The 16036-nt window shown below is 60.9% G+C and carries 12 protein-coding genes and 1 riboswitch; of the genes, 9 read left to right on the forward strand and 3 right to left on the reverse strand.

Translation table 11 applies throughout. From position 1 onward, the window contains the following. Positions 1-54: 54 nt before the first annotated feature. On the forward strand, positions 55-1338 hold the full coding sequence (locus CO671_RS14300; RefSeq protein WP_097606465.1) for an O-acetylhomoserine aminocarboxypropyltransferase: 1284 nt from the start codon (positions 55-57) through the stop codon (positions 1336-1338). 176 nt (positions 1339-1514) lie between these two features. Here CO671_RS14300 and CO671_RS14305 read toward each other — a convergent pair whose 3' ends face one another. Next, complete coding sequence (locus CO671_RS14305; protein ID WP_097606466.1) at positions 1515-2126, reverse strand: L,D-transpeptidase; 612 nt, start codon at positions 2124-2126, stop codon at positions 1515-1517. Between the two features lie 254 nt (positions 2127-2380). Between CO671_RS14305 and CO671_RS14310 the strand changes: the two genes are divergently transcribed. From CO671_RS14310 to CO671_RS14320, 3 genes are all read left to right on the forward strand, one after another. Next, the gene (locus tag CO671_RS14310) at positions 2381-2824 is read left to right on the forward strand and encodes a hypothetical protein (protein ID WP_097606526.1); all 444 of its coding nucleotides are present in this window, start codon (positions 2381-2383) and stop codon (positions 2822-2824) included. 332 nt (positions 2825-3156) lie between these two features. Continuing rightward, positions 3157-3507 carry a cupin domain-containing protein gene (locus CO671_RS14315; RefSeq protein WP_097606527.1) on the forward strand — a complete coding sequence of 117 codons (351 nt, stop codon included), beginning with the start codon at positions 3157-3159 and terminating at the stop codon, positions 3505-3507. A gap of 285 nt (positions 3508-3792) precedes the next feature. Beyond that, positions 3793-5922 (forward strand): bifunctional diguanylate cyclase/phosphodiesterase, encoded by a 2130-nt coding sequence (locus tag CO671_RS14320; RefSeq protein ID WP_097606467.1) that lies wholly within the window; start codon positions 3793-3795, stop codon positions 5920-5922. 85 nt (positions 5923-6007) lie between these two features. On the opposite strand, the gene CO671_RS14325 is transcribed toward CO671_RS14320, so the two are convergent. Both CO671_RS14325 and CO671_RS14330 read right to left on the reverse strand, forming a co-directional pair. Continuing rightward, positions 6008-7252, reverse strand: coding sequence for a cytochrome P450 (locus tag CO671_RS14325; protein ID WP_097606468.1), 1245 nt, complete (start codon positions 7250-7252; stop codon positions 6008-6010). Positions 7253-7501: 249 nt separating this feature from the next. After that, positions 7502-8755 carry a GGDEF domain-containing protein gene (locus tag CO671_RS14330; RefSeq protein ID WP_097606469.1) on the reverse strand — a complete coding sequence of 418 codons (1254 nt, stop codon included), beginning with the start codon at positions 8753-8755 and terminating at the stop codon, positions 7502-7504. Between the two features lie 462 nt (positions 8756-9217). Between CO671_RS14330 and clpP the strand changes: the two genes are divergently transcribed. From clpP to CO671_RS14355, 5 genes are all read left to right on the forward strand, one after another. Further along, a complete protein-coding gene (gene clpP, locus CO671_RS14335; RefSeq protein ID WP_003573944.1) occupies positions 9218-9847 on the forward strand; it encodes an ATP-dependent Clp endopeptidase proteolytic subunit ClpP in 630 nt (209 codons plus the stop codon). Between the two features lie 302 nt (positions 9848-10149). Next, positions 10150-11427, forward strand: a complete 1278-nt coding sequence (clpX, locus tag CO671_RS14340) for an ATP-dependent Clp protease ATP-binding subunit ClpX (RefSeq protein ID WP_004680013.1) — start codon at positions 10150-10152, stop codon at positions 11425-11427. A 397-nt stretch (positions 11428-11824) separates the two neighbouring features. Then, positions 11825-14242, forward strand: coding sequence for an endopeptidase La (gene lon / locus CO671_RS14345; RefSeq protein WP_097606470.1), 2418 nt, complete (start codon positions 11825-11827; stop codon positions 14240-14242). 206 nt (positions 14243-14448) lie between these two features. Next, positions 14449-14724 carry a DNA-binding protein HupB gene (hupB, locus tag CO671_RS14350; RefSeq protein WP_003547346.1) on the forward strand — a complete coding sequence of 92 codons (276 nt, stop codon included), beginning with the start codon at positions 14449-14451 and terminating at the stop codon, positions 14722-14724. Between the two features lie 123 nt (positions 14725-14847). Continuing rightward, a riboswitch (FMN riboswitch) is annotated at positions 14848-14999 on the forward strand. Positions 15000-15090: 91 nt separating this feature from the next. Then, positions 15091-15996 (forward strand): DMT family transporter, encoded by a 906-nt coding sequence (locus CO671_RS14355; protein WP_097606471.1) that lies wholly within the window; start codon positions 15091-15093, stop codon positions 15994-15996. The last annotated feature ends 40 nt before the right edge of the window (positions 15997-16036 follow it).

The raw sequence follows: 16036 nt of genomic DNA on the forward strand, positions 1-16036 counted from the left end.
CTTTCGTCCGGGAGAGGCTATGATCCCGGCCGTCAGCAACAGCGGGAGGACGACATGGCCAAGAATGATCCGGGATTCAACACGTTGGCGATCCATGCCGGTGCGCAGCCCGACCCAGCGACCGGCGCGCGGGTGACGCCGATCTACCAGACGACCGCCTACGTCTTCAACGATTCCGATCATGCCGCCGCGCTCTTCGGCCTGCAGGCTTTCGGCAATATCTACACCCGCATCATGAACCCGACGCAGGCCGTGCTGGAGGAGCGCGTCGCAGCGCTCGAGGGCGGCACGGCGGCCCTTGCCGTCGCCTCCGGCCATGCCGCACAGATGATCGTCTTCCACACCATCATGCGCCCCGGCGAGAATTTCATCGCGGCTCGCAAGCTCTACGGGGGCTCGATCAACCAGTTCGGCCATGCCTTCGAGAATTTCGGCTGGCAGGTGCGCTGGGCCGATTGCGCCGATCCGGCAAGCTTCGAAAGCCAGATCGACGAAAAGACGCGCGGCATCTTCATCGAGAGCCTCGCCAATCCCGGCGGCACCTTCGTCGATATCGCCGCGATCGCCGACGTTGCGCATCGCCATGGCCTGCCGCTCATCGTCGACAATACGATGGCAACCCCCTATCTCATCCGTCCGATCGAATACGGCGCCGATATCGTCGTGCATTCGCTGACCAAGTTTCTCGGCGGCCACGGCAATTCCATGGGTGGCCTCATCGTCGACGGCGGCACCTTCGACTGGTCGAAATCCGGAAACTACCCGATGCTGTCGAGCCCGCGGCCGGAATATAACGGCATTGTCCTGCACGCGACCTTCGGCAATTTCGCCTTTGCGATCGCCGCCCGCGTTCTCGGCCTGCGCGACCTCGGGCCGGCGATCTCGCCCTTCAATGCCTTTCTAATCCTGACCGGAATCGAAACGCTGCCGCTGAGGATGCAGCGCCACAGCGACAATGCGATCGCGGTGGCGAGGTGGCTGAAGGCGCACAGCAAGATCGCCTGGGTGAATTATGCCGGCCTCGAAGACGATCCGAACCACGCCCTGCAGCAGCGCTACTCACCGAAGGGTGCCGGCTCCGTCTTCACCTTCGGCGTCAAGGGCGGTTACGAGGCGGGCAAGACGCTGGTCGAGGGCCTTGAGCTCTTCTCCCATCTTGCCAATATCGGCGATACCCGCTCGCTCGTCATCCATCCCGCCTCGACGACGCACCGGCAGCTGAGCGACGAGCAGAAGACCGCCGCCGGGGCCGGCCCAGACGTCGTGCGCCTTTCGATCGGCATCGAGGACGTCAAGGACATCATCGCCGATCTCGAGCAGGCGCTCTCAAGGATCTGAAACACCGTGTAATCAAAACGCCGTAGCCCCGTCGACGCTTGGCCATATTGTGCAGCAGCTTGCTGCACAATATGGGTCGTTGCCTCGGACATCCCGGATATTGGTTCTGGATGGCTCGCTCTAAAACGCTCAACCTCGGCCGGCGAGCTATCTCTCGGGCTGCGACTGCACCCCGATTACCGCTGGACGATCACTCGGGTCCCCGGCTGGACCATTTCGTAAAGTTCCTCGACATCTTCGCGGTATATCCGAAAGCAACCGCTCGAAGCATTGGTTCCGATTGAGGAAGGGTCATTGGTTCCGTGTATGCGCAGCAGCCCGTCGGCCAGGTAAATTGCGCGGGTTCCAAGCGGATTGGCAGGGCCAGCCTTTACGACCGCCGGAAGCCTCGGGTTCTTCTGCCGCATGCTCGCCGTTGGCCGCCATTCGGGATGCATTCGCTTGGATACCACCCGGGTTGATCCGTACCATTGTTTGCCTTCGCGACCGACGGCAATGGGGTAAGCGAACTGCTCTCCGCTTGCTGTCGTGTAAATAAGAGTGTGCTCACGTGTGGCGATCACGATGTTTCCCCGAGCGCTTCGCGTCGAGGGTTCCCTGCGATCATACAGGGGTTCCTGATAGCGGGGGGCGGGGTCGTAATAAGGCGGAGGTGGGTACGGGCTGTAGGGGTCATCATAGTCGTAGCCTCCGTATTCGTCGTATCCATCATACGGTTCATAAACCTGGGCTTTGGCTTGAACAACCGTTAGCAAAACGGCCACAGCAAGAAGAGCCAGCAATCTCATTTTTCGCCATCCGCCTGTTATACAAGCCGTATTGGTCCCAACTCTATGGCGTCACTATGGCGGACCGTTGATCCATACAAGGTGCCGGGGGCGGGATCGCCCCAGGCACCTTGTAGGTCGACCGTCGCAGTGATGAACAGGTTTGTTATAGCATCAGCGGCCCGTTTGGCACTGAATGGGGAACGCCAATTTCAAGCGAAAAAGCTGATGATGTGAAATTGACCACGAGCGCTTGCTGGTTCTATGCGTGGCGCATGACGAACGTTCTCAGCTTCAAGTTTGAAAATACGGACGAAGACACGGTGGCCGTTCTTCCGTGCGTGGATGGCGTGGGATTAGATCGGCTTGTGGCTGCTTTCGAAGAAGCCGCTGGCTACCGTGATCCCGCTGGTGGCTATGGTGGGCTCATACCCTCATTCTACCGCTTCGGTCCCCTGCCGAGCTATTTCCTTGGTCAGGAAGCACCCGTGACGGGCGATGAGCGGGGGGAAATTTATCTCTTGTCGTGTGAATGTGGTGAGGTTGGATGTTGGCCCCTGATCGCCCACGTTCGCCTGCACCAGGACAAGGTGATATGGGATGGGTTCAGCCAGCCGCATCGACCAAGCCGGAATTATGCGAGCTTTGGCCCGTTTGAGTTCGAGCGCAAGCAGTACGAACAGGCCGTCGAGGTTTTGATTCGATATGACGATCTATGACTGAAGCGTAGCGTTGTTGCTCCGACAGCCTCTCAAGAGGGCAAGCCGATCCTCAGCCAAGGTAGCGCTTGGCAGCCCTTTTGATTTCATTTTACGATTGCAATGATGCCAAACGTTGCATGCGCCCTGACGTGGCTTCCGGATCGCCGTGGATGCGTCCACGACGTTGACGTAATACTCGCCCTCGAGCTGCGAAAGCCCTGGAGCGGAGCAAGGGTATGCATCGAAGATGTTGAACGTATGCGGCGAAAGCGCATGGAAAAACCAATGATTAAAAGCATGCCTCATACAAACGTATGCTGCGAAGAACGCTGAAATCGAAGAGATTCAGGATGACTGTGAGCAATTTCATCACCTTCGGCATCGATGGCGTCGCCCCCGAGTTCGGCGCGCCCGAACCCGGCCGGATCATCTCAGGCGATCCGCAGTTCCGGACCTGGAATCTCGAGGAGGCCGAAGGCGGCCTCTATTCCGGCGTCTGGGAAGCGACGCCCGGCAAGTGGCGGATCGTTTACGAGGAATGGGAATATTTCAGCCTTCTGTCCGGCCATTCGATCGTCACGGAAGACGGCGGTGAGCCGGTTCATCTGAAGGCGGGCGACCGGATGATCTTGAGACCCGGCTTCAAGGGAACCTGGGAAGTCGTTGAAACGACTCGCAAGGACTATGTGATCAGGGTTTGAGCAGCGGCTGCAGACCGACTGCGACATCGCAAAACCAAAGACTTAAAGCGCGGCGAGCGAATCTGAAGGATCGCGACGCGCTTTAGGCCTGTCTCGGTTTGTGGCGATTGCTGTCCGTTTCGGCTGAAATGGCCGCGTCTCTTTCCCAGATAGAGGGCTTTTGATCTATCTCGTTAAAGGTATCTATATCGTCACATGCTAAACCTTATCCGCAGCGCATTGCGGACATGATGTCTCCTGCGGTCCCACAGACATGGTCTTGCAATCGATCTTTCCGGAATTTGCATGTCGTCGAATCTTGCGAGTAGGCACGTTCGCACTCAAACCTCTTCCATCATTGCGACAACGGTGTGCTTCCTTCTGGTAGCCCTCGTTCTCACTGGCCTCATGGCCCATGTCGTCGCGACGATGACCCGGTCGGCGAACGGGATCGACGATGCCCGCGCCACTCGCGCCGCTCGCGCCGCAATCGCCGCCTTTGTCGCCCGTCTCGGCGCGACAACGACGGATAATGCCATCTGGGACGATGCCTATCGTGCGGTCGCGGCTCCGGGTGGCGCCGATTGGGCCTATGAGAACTGGGGAAAGACCAGCGAGGATTATGCGCTCTATGACGGCGCCGTCGTGATCGGCCCGGACCGGACTTCGATCGTTTCCGCCTATGCCAAAGGCAAGCCCTTCCAGCCGGGTGTATTCTTCGGCGAAGCCTTTTATCGGCAGGCCAAAGTGGCGGCCGATCCGGCGCGCGCGCCCTTGGTAAATTTCGTCAAGACCGAAAACGGCATCGCGCTGCTCTCATCGCAGGCAATCCAACCTTTCGACGACGCCGCCGACACGACGGAATTCAGCACGCTGAGCTTTTACAAGGAATTCACCTCGGAAGTGCTGGACACGCTGTCGAACGAACATGAACTCGAGGGCCTGCGGCTCGAGGCGACACCCAAGCCGGAGCTCCTGAACACACCGATCACCGACATGAAGGGCGCGGTCATCGGCTATCTCGTCTGGCCGAGCAAAGCACCGGGAAGCACCGTGTTTCATCAGGTGGCGCCCTATATCGCGGCCGCCATCGTCATTCTTGCGCTGTTCCTTGTCGCTGTTCTGATGGTCGGCGCGTCAGAGGCGCGGCGCCTGCGTCAACTGGCGCAGGCCGCGCTTTACGAAGCCGGCCACGATAGTCTGAGCGGCCTGTTGAACAGACAGGGGCTTCTCAGCCTGCTCGAAGAGCTGGATGATACAGCCGCTTCGCCGCCCCGGCTCTATCTGGTCGACCTTGATGGCTTCAAGGCCGTCAACGATGCCTGGGGGCATGCTGTCGGGGACGATCTGATCCGGCTGGTTTCGAACGCGCTGACGGCCTGCCATCCTGAAGTCGTCGCGGCCGCCCGGCTGGGGGGCGATGAATTTGCGCTTGTGCAGGTAGGCCCTGCCACATGCGAGGATATGGAAAGGGCTATTCTGGCGCTGTTTGCCGAGCCCTTCAAAATCGGCGGGCGGACAATCGAAGTCGGAGCCAGCATCGGAGCTGCCGCGCGCGACGGCGACATCGAGCCCTTGGAGCTGCTGCGCAGAGCGGACATGGCGCTTTATCGCGCCAAGGCAAATGGCAGAGGCCAGGCGATCGAATACGACCCCGAACTGGACCAAGAGCGCCAGCGGGTCGCCGAGCTGGAGGCTCTGCTGAAGAGCGCCATCGGCTCCGGCGCCATCGAAGCTGTCTTCCAGCCTCTCGTCTCTGCCTCGACCGGCACGGTGACCGGTCTTGAAGCCCTGGCGCGTTGGCGAACGGCCGCGGGTAACGTCAGTCCGGAGGTCTTCATCCCCCTTGCCGAAAGATGCGGTCTCATCGATGCGCTCGGCGCTCACATGCTCAGAACATCGATCGCGCATGCCAAGACCTGGCCCGATCTGGCATTGTCGGTGAATGTCTCGCCGGTCCAGCTGTGCAATCCGGAATTTGCCACCGAAGTGATCTCGGTCCTGCAGCAGCTCGATTTCGACCCGAAGCGCCTGACATTGGAGATCACCGAGGGCGTCCTGATGACAAATCCGGATCAGGCCCGGCGCTCGATCGACCAGCTCAAGCGCGTCGGCATCAAGTTCGCGCTCGACGACTTCGGCTGCGGCTACGCCAGCATCGGCGCATTGCGGCAATTCGGCTTCGATCGCATGAAGATCGACCGCTCGCTGGTCTCGGCGCTCGACGACGGCGCAAAGGGCGCCGACGTTCTTCGGGCGACCATCTCTCTGGCGACTGCCCTGCAGATCCCCGTTACCGCCGAAGGCATCGAGAATTCGCGCCAGGCGGCGATCCTGCGGGACGCCGGCTGTGATCAGCTTCAAGGCTATCTGATGGGAAAACCCATGTCGGCCCGCGACATCACCGGCAAGCTGCAGGAAGAGGCCGCCGCCTAAACATGTCTTGCAAAAGCGTTTAGCGCGTTGGATTCAGCCGGTACGCCGCACGGATCCTCCAGGCGCCGAGGGTCAAGCCTCGGGATCACCACTGCAAATCCAGCCGCTCCAGTCCGTGGAAATGGTAGACGTCCTTGACCACGGGCGTCTTCGCCAGCCGGAGGTCGGCAAGCCGCTCGAACAGGATCGGCAGCACGACGTTGAGCTCCAGCCGCGCCAGCGGCGCGCCGATGCAGAAATGGATGCCGGCGCCGAAGGAGAGGTTGGGCGCCTCGCTGCGGTCGGGCCGGAAGGCGAGGGGATCGGTGAATTTCGCCGGGTCGAGATTGGCGGCGGCGAGGATGAGGCTGACCTTGTCGCCGCGCTTGAACGAGACGCCGTCGATTTCAGCGGGTTCGAGCGCCCAGCGCTGGAAGATGTGAACGGGCGCGCAGATGCGTAGCGTCTCCTCGACCGTGCGTTCCGTCGTCGCCTCGTCGCGGAAGAGCGTCGCCGGATCCGCGCCGCTGTCGAGGATGGTGCGCACGGAATTGCCGATCTGGTGCACGGTCGCCTCATGGCCGGCGTTGAGCAGCACGATCGTCGTCGAGATCAGCTCTTCCTCAGTGAGATACTGGCCCTTGTGCTCGGTATGGATCATGTGGGTGAGCAGGTCGTCGCGCGGCTCGGCGCGGCGCTCGGCGATGACGGTCCTGACATAGTCGGAAAATTCCTTCGCCGCCCGCTCGGCCTCGTCTTCCTGGGCGCGCGTGCGGCCGAACATGTACATGCGGACATAGGCGTGCGACCAGGCGAGCAGCTGCGGCCCCATCTCCTCGGGAATGCCGATCATGCGGGCGATCATCGTCACCGGGATGATATCGGCAAAGGCCGAGAGCAATTCGACCTCGCGCTTGTCGGCGAAGCCGTCGATCAGCCGATTGGCGAGTTCGGCAAGCTCCGGCTTCATCTTCTCGACATGGCGGGAGACGAAGGCGCGGTTGACGAGGGTGCGCAGCCGCGTGTGCTCCGGCGGTTCGAGTTCGAGCAGGGAATACCGTTCGGACAGATCGAACCTTTCAAGATGCGGCATCGGCTCGGCAAGGCCGAGCTGCTCGCGGCTGGCGATATGCAGGATCTGCCGGCCGAAGCGGCGGTCGCGCAACAGCCCGTTCACATGGTCGTAACCGGTGAAGAACCACTGTTTCTGCTCGGTCCAGTAGAAGGTCGGACAATGGGCGTGAAGCGCGGCATAGACGGCATTCGGATTGCCATAGAAGGCCGGGTCGCGGGCATCCAGCGAGACATGGCGCAGGGCAGGGTCGATCGAGAGAAAGGGCGGTATCGTCATGCCCCGAGGCTTAGCGGATTTGCCGGGCCTCGAAAAGATGCGGATGAGGAGAGCCGGCCGCAAACAAGACATGCCCGATCGGAGGCGCCGACGACTTTAAGATCTTTGGCTAAACCTGGGGATTGATTCTATTTTCACGCTGCGGCTAATGCATGTCGCCCGGAAGTGTGAAGCGGTGCCGGGAGAACGACATGCATAAAAACAAAGAGCTAAAGCGTGTCGCATGAATCAAATTTGATGCGACGCGCTTTAGCCGGCCCGCGACAGCGTGCCCATGCGTCGCAGCGCCTCGACCTGATCATCGACCGTCGGCACGAGTTCGCCGGCTGTCGGGCTCGGCGTGACCGGCGCCGGGGCCGCCGCTTCCGCTTCGCCGAAGGTGACCGTGCAGTTGCGGCCGGCGGCTTTGGCGGCATAGAGCGCCCGGTCGGCGGCCGAAATCAGCTTGTCGATATTGGCTTCGATCGACGCGGCGAGCGCAATGCCGATGCTGACGGTGACCGGAACGATCGCTTCGCCGGTGCTGACGGGAAGGCGGCAGAATTCGGTGCGGATCGCTTCGGCGATCGCCTCGGCTTCCATCTGGTCCGAGACGGCGGCAAAGGCGGCGAACTCCTCGCCGCCCATGCGGCCGAAGATGTGGTTTGGAATATACTGCCGCGCCATGCGCGCGAAGGCGGTGAGCACGGCGTCGCCGGCCTGATGGCCGAAGCGGTCGTTGACGCGCTTGAAATGATCCAGGTCGAACAGGATCACCGCGACCTGCCGCTGCTCGCTGTGGGCTCTTTCCTGGATGGCCTCGAAATAGCCGAGCAGGCCGCGGCGGTTGAGCACGCCCGTGAGTGAATCGGTCAGGGTCATTGCCCGCAGATGCCGTTCGGAGCGTTCCATGACCAGCCGGCAGGTAAGCGCAAAGGCGATCGTGAGCAGGAAGGCGCTTGCCATCGCCGAGACGCCGCCGAGATTGGTCGCGTCGATATCGCTGGGCAGCGTTACCGCCATCGTCAGCGCCGAGCCGAAGCACAGGCAGCCCTGAATGACGAACACGCCCATCAGCTTGGTGCGGGTGCGCTCGCGGCGCATGTCGCCGGCGGCGACCGCCATGGCGAGGGCCGTGGCGCCGGTCGCCGAAGCGAGATTGTAGAGCACGACGCGGTTCGAATAATCGGTGTTGACCCAGGGCAGAAACACCCCGGCCAGCCAGATCGCCGGCGGCAGCAGCGCCCACCATTCGATCTTCTTGCGGTCGAGCGCGAGAAAACCCGCCACCCAGGCGCTTTGGCCGAGCAGCGCGATGGCATTGCCGATCTCGACGGACACCAGGCTGGGGACTTGGCCACGCAGCGCGATCATCGCAAAGCCGATGCCGGTCAGAAGAAAGCCGAGGCCCCAATAGAGGTAGGCTTCGTTCTTGACGTTGTGGCGCCAGGCGACGAAAAGCACCAGAGCGAGCGTCATGGCCTCCGAACACCAGATGGCGAGACCTGTAGCGATATTGAACACGGCAGCAAACCCCTTGCCCGTCGACCTTGTCTGTTGGCCGCATCCTTGCTGAGGAAGCTCGCCACTTCCTTAATGCTGTTGCGGTGCGGCATGATTTTCGGCCGGTATCTGGCGGTAGGCTTTCCGTTGGGTAAACGTATGTGAGCGCTGCCGGATGGAGTAAGCTTTCCTTCATCCTGTCACGGAGAAAAGCCGGGGGAGACGCCGCCGGGGGCTCGCGGTCATCAGCCATTTACGAGAAAGAGGCTGCCGGCGCCGAAGCTCCATGCATGTCGCCCGGAAGTGTGCAGCGGTTCCGGGATGACGACATGCATCAAAGAGGAGCTGAAGCCGCCGTGCCCCGCCTTCTTAACGTTATCCTCATGCGTGTCTTGAAGAGGAGGGCCGGGACACTCTATGTAGGGATATGGCATTTTCTTTGATTCCCGGCGGCCGCCGGCATGACGTTGACAAAGGACGCACATGAGAAACCCAGTTGATACCGCAATGGCCCTCGTGCCGATGGTCGTGGAACAGACCAACCGCGGTGAACGCTCCTACGACATCTATTCCCGCCTGTTGAAGGAACGCATCATCTTCCTGACCGGCGCCGTCGAGGATCACATGGCGACGCTCGTCTGCGCCCAGCTGCTCTTCCTCGAGGCCGAAAACCCGAAGAAGGAAATCGCCCTCTACATCAATTCGCCCGGTGGCGTCGTCACCGCCGGCATGGCGATCTACGATACGATGCAGTTCATCAAACCGGCGGTTTCGACGCTTTGCATCGGCCAGGCCGCGTCCATGGGCTCGCTGCTGCTGGCCGCCGGCCACAAGGACATGCGCTTCGCCACGCCGAACTCCCGCATCATGGTGCACCAGCCCTCGGGCGGCTTCCAGGGCCAGGCCTCGGATATCGAGCGCCACGCCCGCGACATCCTCAAGATGAAGCGCCGCCTCAACGAAGTCTACGTCAAGCACACCGGCCGCACCTACGAGGAAGTTGAAAAGACCCTCGATCGTGACCATTTCATGGATGCGGACGAGGCCCAGGGCTGGGGCGTGATCGACAAGGTTCTGACGTCGCGCCTCGAGATGGAAGGCGAGCAGGCCTAGTAATTAATTGGGATGGTGTTTTTGCCGCCACAGTTCTATCTCATTTGTGATCGAACAAGGGCTTTCATCCGGCGGCGAAGACACTAATAGTAACTATTAATGCTATGTTGAATTTTTGTGACATAGCATTTGGCATTCGAAGGGGATTCGTTGCCGCCGGAACCTGGACATGGTTGACTGGAACCGGTTCGTAGCCCCTGAAGCCCTTCTCGGCAAAGGCTCCGGAAACGGAGTGCCGCCAGGAGCTGATAGAGTGGACCGCGATTTCGCCTTGAAATGCGGCGTGCTGGAAGGAAAATGATATGAGCAAGGTCAGCGGCAGCAACGGCGGCGACTCCAAGAACACCCTCTATTGTTCGTTCTGCGGAAAGAGCCAGCACGAAGTCCGGAAACTGATTGCCGGACCGACCGTCTTCATCTGCGATGAATGCGTCGAATTGTGCATGGACATCATCCGTGAGGAAAACAAGTCCTCGATGGTCAAGTCCCGCGACGGCGTTCCGACGCCCCAGGACATCATCAAGGTCCTCGACGAATATGTCATCGGCCAGCGGCAGGCGAAGAAGATCCTGTCGGTCGCCGTTCACAACCATTACAAGCGCCTGGCGCACGCCTCCAAGAACGGCGAAGTCGAACTGGCGAAGTCGAACATCATGCTCGTCGGCCCGACCGGCTGCGGCAAGACCTATCTTGCCCAGACGCTCGCCCGCATCATCGACGTTCCTTTCACCATGGCCGATGCGACGACGCTGACGGAAGCCGGCTATGTCGGCGAGGACGTCGAAAACATCATCCTGAAGCTCCTGCAGGCGGCCGACTACAATGTCGAACGCGCCCAGCGCGGCATCGTCTACATCGACGAAGTCGACAAGATTTCGCGCAAGTCCGACAATCCGTCGATCACCCGTGACGTCTCGGGCGAGGGCGTGCAGCAGGCGCTCTTGAAGATCATGGAAGGCACGGTCGCTTCCGTTCCGCCGCAGGGCGGCCGCAAGCACCCGCAGCAGGAATTCCTGCAGGTCGACACGACGAACATCCTGTTCATCTGCGGCGGCGCCTTCGCCGGCCTCGACAAGATCATCTCCGCCCGCGGCGAGAAGACCTCGATCGGCTTCGGCGCGACCGTCAAGGCCCAGGACGACCGCCGCGTCGGCGAAGTCCTGCGCGAACTCGAGCCGGAAGATCTGGTCAAATTCGGCCTCATCCCCGAATTCATCGGCCGTCTGCCGGTTCTGGCGACGCTCGAGGATCTCGATGAAGACGCGCTGATCCAGATCCTGTCCGAGCCGAAGAACGCGCTGATCAAGCAGTACCAGCGCCTGTTCGAGATGGAAGATGTCGAACTGACCTTCCACGAAGACGCCCTGCGCGAAATCGCCCGCAAGGCGATCGTGCGCAAGACCGGCGCCCGCGGCCTCCGCTCGATCATGGAGAAGATCCTGCTCGACACGATGTTCGAACTGCCGACGCTGGAAGGCGTGCGCGAGGTCGTCATCTCGGAGGAAGTGGTGCGCGGTTCGGCCCGTCCGCTTTATATCTATGCCGACCGTCAGGAAGAAAAGGCCAACGCTTCGGCGTGACCTTGCGCTTTCGCACCATTATTTTGGGGGCTTGCCATCAGCAGGCCCCTTTCTATTTGAAAAATCATCCGAGGCGCTGTTAGTATTTGCCGGTGGGACCGGAATTGCCTTTGCCGATGTTGCGCAGGGGTGATGCTTGGCAATGATGGGATGATCTCGTAAGCCTGTTGCTGGCGTTGTATTTAGCCTGGCCGGAAATGGTAAGCGCCGGTCCAGCCACGCGCTTCATAGTGTTGGCGTTCCGTTGTAACAAAGCTGTCACATCCGGGGAACGCGGGCGTTAGCGTGGCTTGAAAAGCGTAGTCAGAACCTCCACTTGTAGAGCCAAGTGAGAGCCGGCCGGTCCCAAGCGGCCGTGCAGAGAGCCCGGTAACGGGACGATGGAAAGGACAAAAAAATGACGAAGAAAACGTCTGTAGCGAGCAGCACTGCCTACCCTGTTCTGCCTTTGCGCGACATCGTGGTTTTCCCGCATATGATCGTGCCGCTGTTCGTCGGACGGGAAAAGTCGATCCGTGCGCTCGAAGAGGTCATGGGGTCGGACAAGCAGATCATGCTGGTGACGCAGATCAACGCCAGCGACGATGATCCGGATCCTTCGGCAATTCACAATGTCGGCACGGTCGCCAATGTGCTGCAGCTGCTCAAGCTGCCCGACGGCACTGTCAAGGTTCTGGTCGAAGGCCGCGCCCGCGCCGAGATCGACACCTATACCAGCCGCGAAGATTTCTATGAGGCGCTCGGCCATGTGCTCGAGGAGCCGCATGACGATCCGGTCGAGCTGGAAGCATTGTCGCGCTCGGTCGTTTCCGAATTCGAAAGCTATGTGAAGCTCAACAAGAAGATTTCGCCCGAAGTGGTCGGCGCCGCCAGCCAGATCGACGACTATTCCAAGCTCGCCGATACGGTCGCCTCGCACCTGTCGATCAAGATCACCGAGAAGCAGGAGATGCTGGAGACGACCAGCGTCAAGCAGCGCCTGGAAAAGGCCCTCGGCTTCATGGAAGGCGAGATCTCGGTGCTGCAGGTCGAGAAGCGCATCCGCTCGCGCGTCAAGCGCCAGATGGAGAAGACCCAGCGCGAATACTACCTGAATGAGCAGATGAAGGCGATCCAGAAGGAACTCGGCGACGGCGAGGAAGGCCGCGACGAGATGAGCGAACTGGAAGAGCGCATCTCCAAGACCAAGCTGTCCAAGGAGGCCCGTGAAAAGGCCGATGCGGAGCTGAAGAAGCTGCGCCAGATGAGCCCGATGTCGGCCGAAGCCACCGTCGTGCGCAACTATCTGGACTGGCTGCTCGGTATCCCGTGGGGCAAGAAGTCGAAGATCAAGGCCGATCTCAACAATGCCGAAAAGATCCTCGAAGCCGATCACTTCGGTCTCGACAAGGTCAAGGAACGCATTGTCGAATATCTGGCCGTGCAGGCCCGCGCCACCAAGATCAAGGGCCCGATCCTGTGCCTCGTCGGTCCTCCCGGCGTCGGCAAGACCTCGCTCGCCCAGTCGATCGCCAAGGCGACCGGCCGTGAGTATGTCCGCATGGCGCTCGGCGGCGTTCGCGACGAAGCCGAAATCCGCGGTCACCGCCGCACCTATATCGGCTCGATGCCCGGCAAGGTCATCCAGTCGATGAAGAAGGCGAAGAAGTCCAATCCGCTCTTCCTGCTCGACGAGATCGACAAGATGGGCATGGACTTCCGCGGCGATCCGTCCTCGGCCTTGCTCGAAGTGCTCGATCCGGCGCAAAACTCGACCTTCATGGACCACTATCTGGAAGTCGAATACGATCTGTCCGACGTAATGTTCATCACCACGGCGAATACGCTGAACATTCCTGCGCCGCTGATGGACCGCATGGAAATCATCCGTATCGCCGGCTACACCGAGGATGAAAAGCGCGAGATCGCCAAGCGGCACCTGCTGCCGAAGGCCATCAAGGAACATGCGCTGCAGCCCGAGGAATTCTCGGTCAGCGACGATGCCCTGATGGCGATCAGCCAGCAGTACACCCGCGAAGCCGGTGTCCGCAGCTTCGAACGCGAATTGATGAAGCTCGCCCGCAAGGCGGTCACCGAGATCATCAAGGGCAAGACGAAGTCCGTTCACGTGACGGCCGCCAACATCGCCGATTACCTGGGCGTCCCGCGCTTCCGCCACGGCGAAGCCGAGGGCGAGGATCAGGTCGGCGTCGTCACCGGTCTGGCCTGGACGGAAGTCGGCGGCGAGCTGCTGACGATCGAAGGCGTGATGATGCCGGGCAAGGGCCGCATGACGGTCACCGGCAATCTGAAGGACGTCATGAAGGAATCGATTTCGGCAGCGGCCTCCTATGTCCGCTCGCGCGCCGTCGATTTCGGCATCGAACCGCCGATGTTCGAAAAGAACGACATCCACGTGCACGTGCCGGAAGGCGCAACGCCGAAGGATGGCCCGTCGGCCGGTGTCGCCATGGCGACCGCCATCGTCTCGATCATGACCGGCATACCGGTGAACAAGCATGTGGCCATGACCGGTGAAATCACCCTTCGCGGCCGTGTGCTGCCGATCGGCGGTCTCAAGGAAAAGCTGCTCGCAGCGCTTCGCGGCGGCATCAAGAAGGTGCTGATTCCGGAAGAAAACGCCAAGGACCTGGCGGAGATTCCTGACAACGTGAAGAACAACATGGAGATCATCCCGGTCTCCCGCATGGGCGAGGTGATCAAGCACGCGCTGATCCGCCGGCCCGAGCCGATCGAGTGGGATGGCACGGTGGAAACGCCTGTGATCACATCGGTCGAAGGCCTTGATGAGACGGGCGCAACCATAGCGCATTGAGTGGCGCTTGCCACATTTATGCCCATTTGGCGCAAAAGACGCAAAAAGGCTGGCGGAAACGCCAGCCTTTTTTGTGAAAACGTCATGTAGACGCTTGCTTTTCCTTGATTTGCAGGGCTTCTGGGTTCCCGGCGGGCCTGATGAAACCTATTCTGCGCCTAGCTTACATTTGAGTCGTTTCATACCATTTAGAAAGGGGTGGAAACATGAACAAGAATGAACTCGTGTCCGCAGTGGCCGAAAAGGCAGGACTGACGAAGTCTGACGCGGCTTCCGCTGTCGACGCGGTTTTCGACGTTGTCCAGGCTGAACTCAAGAACAAGGGCGACATCCGCCTCGCAGGGTTCGGCAGCTTCACCGTTTCTCATCGTGCAGCATCGAAGGGCCGCAACCCGTCCACCGGCGCTGAAGTCGACATTCCGGCTCGCAACGTGCCGAAGTTCACGCCCGGCAAGGGCCTGAAGGACGCCGTCAACGGCTGATTGAAGATTATCCGCCAGCCGTAAACGAGACCGGCTGTGCAGGGTTTTTGAGAGGGGTTCGGCTTTGCCGAGCCCCTTTTTGTTCTGGCCGCTTGCCGCATGCGGCACTTTGTTTTACCACGGACCTGTTCTCAGGGCGGGGTGAAACTCCCCACCGGCGGTAAGGGCTGCGGCCCGAGCCCGCGAGCGCTTTCCCAAGCTGTCGCGCGGGAAGGGTCAGCAGATCCGGTGCGATTCCGGAGCCGACGGTATAGTCCGGATGAAAGAGAATGAGCATGGCCGCGTGCGGGCAGGGGACTGCCGGCGTCAGCGTGTCGTCGCCTCATGCGTCCTGATTTATGTTGGTCCCTATTCTGGATAATAGACATGAATCAGAATTCCCTTGCAGTCTCGCAATCCCGCGCCCTTGCCGGCGCAACCTTCATGGTGCTTGGAGGCGCGGCCTTTTCGCTCCTCAACGTCGTCACCCAGTGGCTGACCATGAAGCTCGCCTTTCCCCCGGCCTCGGCGGTCTTCTGGCAATATGCCTTCGCCTTCCTTTTCTCCTTGCCCTTCCTGCGAAAGGCAGGCCTTTCGGCTATGCGCACCAGCTATCCCCGGCGGCATGTCGTGCGCGTGGTCTTTGCCGCGCTCGGCGGCGCGGCCTGGGTTTCCGGTCTTGCTTCGGTGCCGATCTGGCAGGCGATTGCGCTTGTCATGACCTCGCCCTTCTTCATCATCCTCGGCGCCCGCCTGTTCCTTGGCGAACGCGTCGGTCCCGCCCGCTGGATGGCGACCGCGGCCGGCTTTGCCGGCGCGATGATCATCCTGCAGCCATGGTCCGACAGCTTCACCTGGGCAACATTGCTGCCGGTGCTCTCGGCGCTGCTCTGGGGCGCCTCGTCGCTGATCACCAAGAGCCTGACCGGCATTGAGAAGCCGGAGACGATCACCCTCTGGCTGCTAGTGCTGCTGACGCCGATCAACGGCGGGCTGGCGCTTGCGGCGGGCCTCGCCGTGCCGACGGGTGCGACGCTAGCTCTCTTCCTTCTGGCGGGTCTCCTGACGGTCGTGGCGCAATATCTGCTGACCCTTGCCTATGCCAGCGCCGACGCTGCCTATGTGCAGCCGTTCGACGGTCTGAAGCTGCCGCTCAACGTGCTCGCCGGTTGGCTGTTCTTCGGTTATGCGCCGGCCGGTTATCTCTGGCTGGGAGCCGGACTCATCCTTGCCGCATCGCTCTTCATCATGCGCAACGAGATGCGCCGGGAGAGGCGAGCGGCCTCCGTGTGAAATGTCGCGGACTGTCATGTCTCTGTCATGGCAGTCCCGC

The sequence above is a fragment of the Rhizobium sp. M10 genome (assembly GCF_002531955.1).
Classification (GTDB): Bacteria; Pseudomonadota; Alphaproteobacteria; order Rhizobiales; family Rhizobiaceae; genus Rhizobium; species Rhizobium etli_C.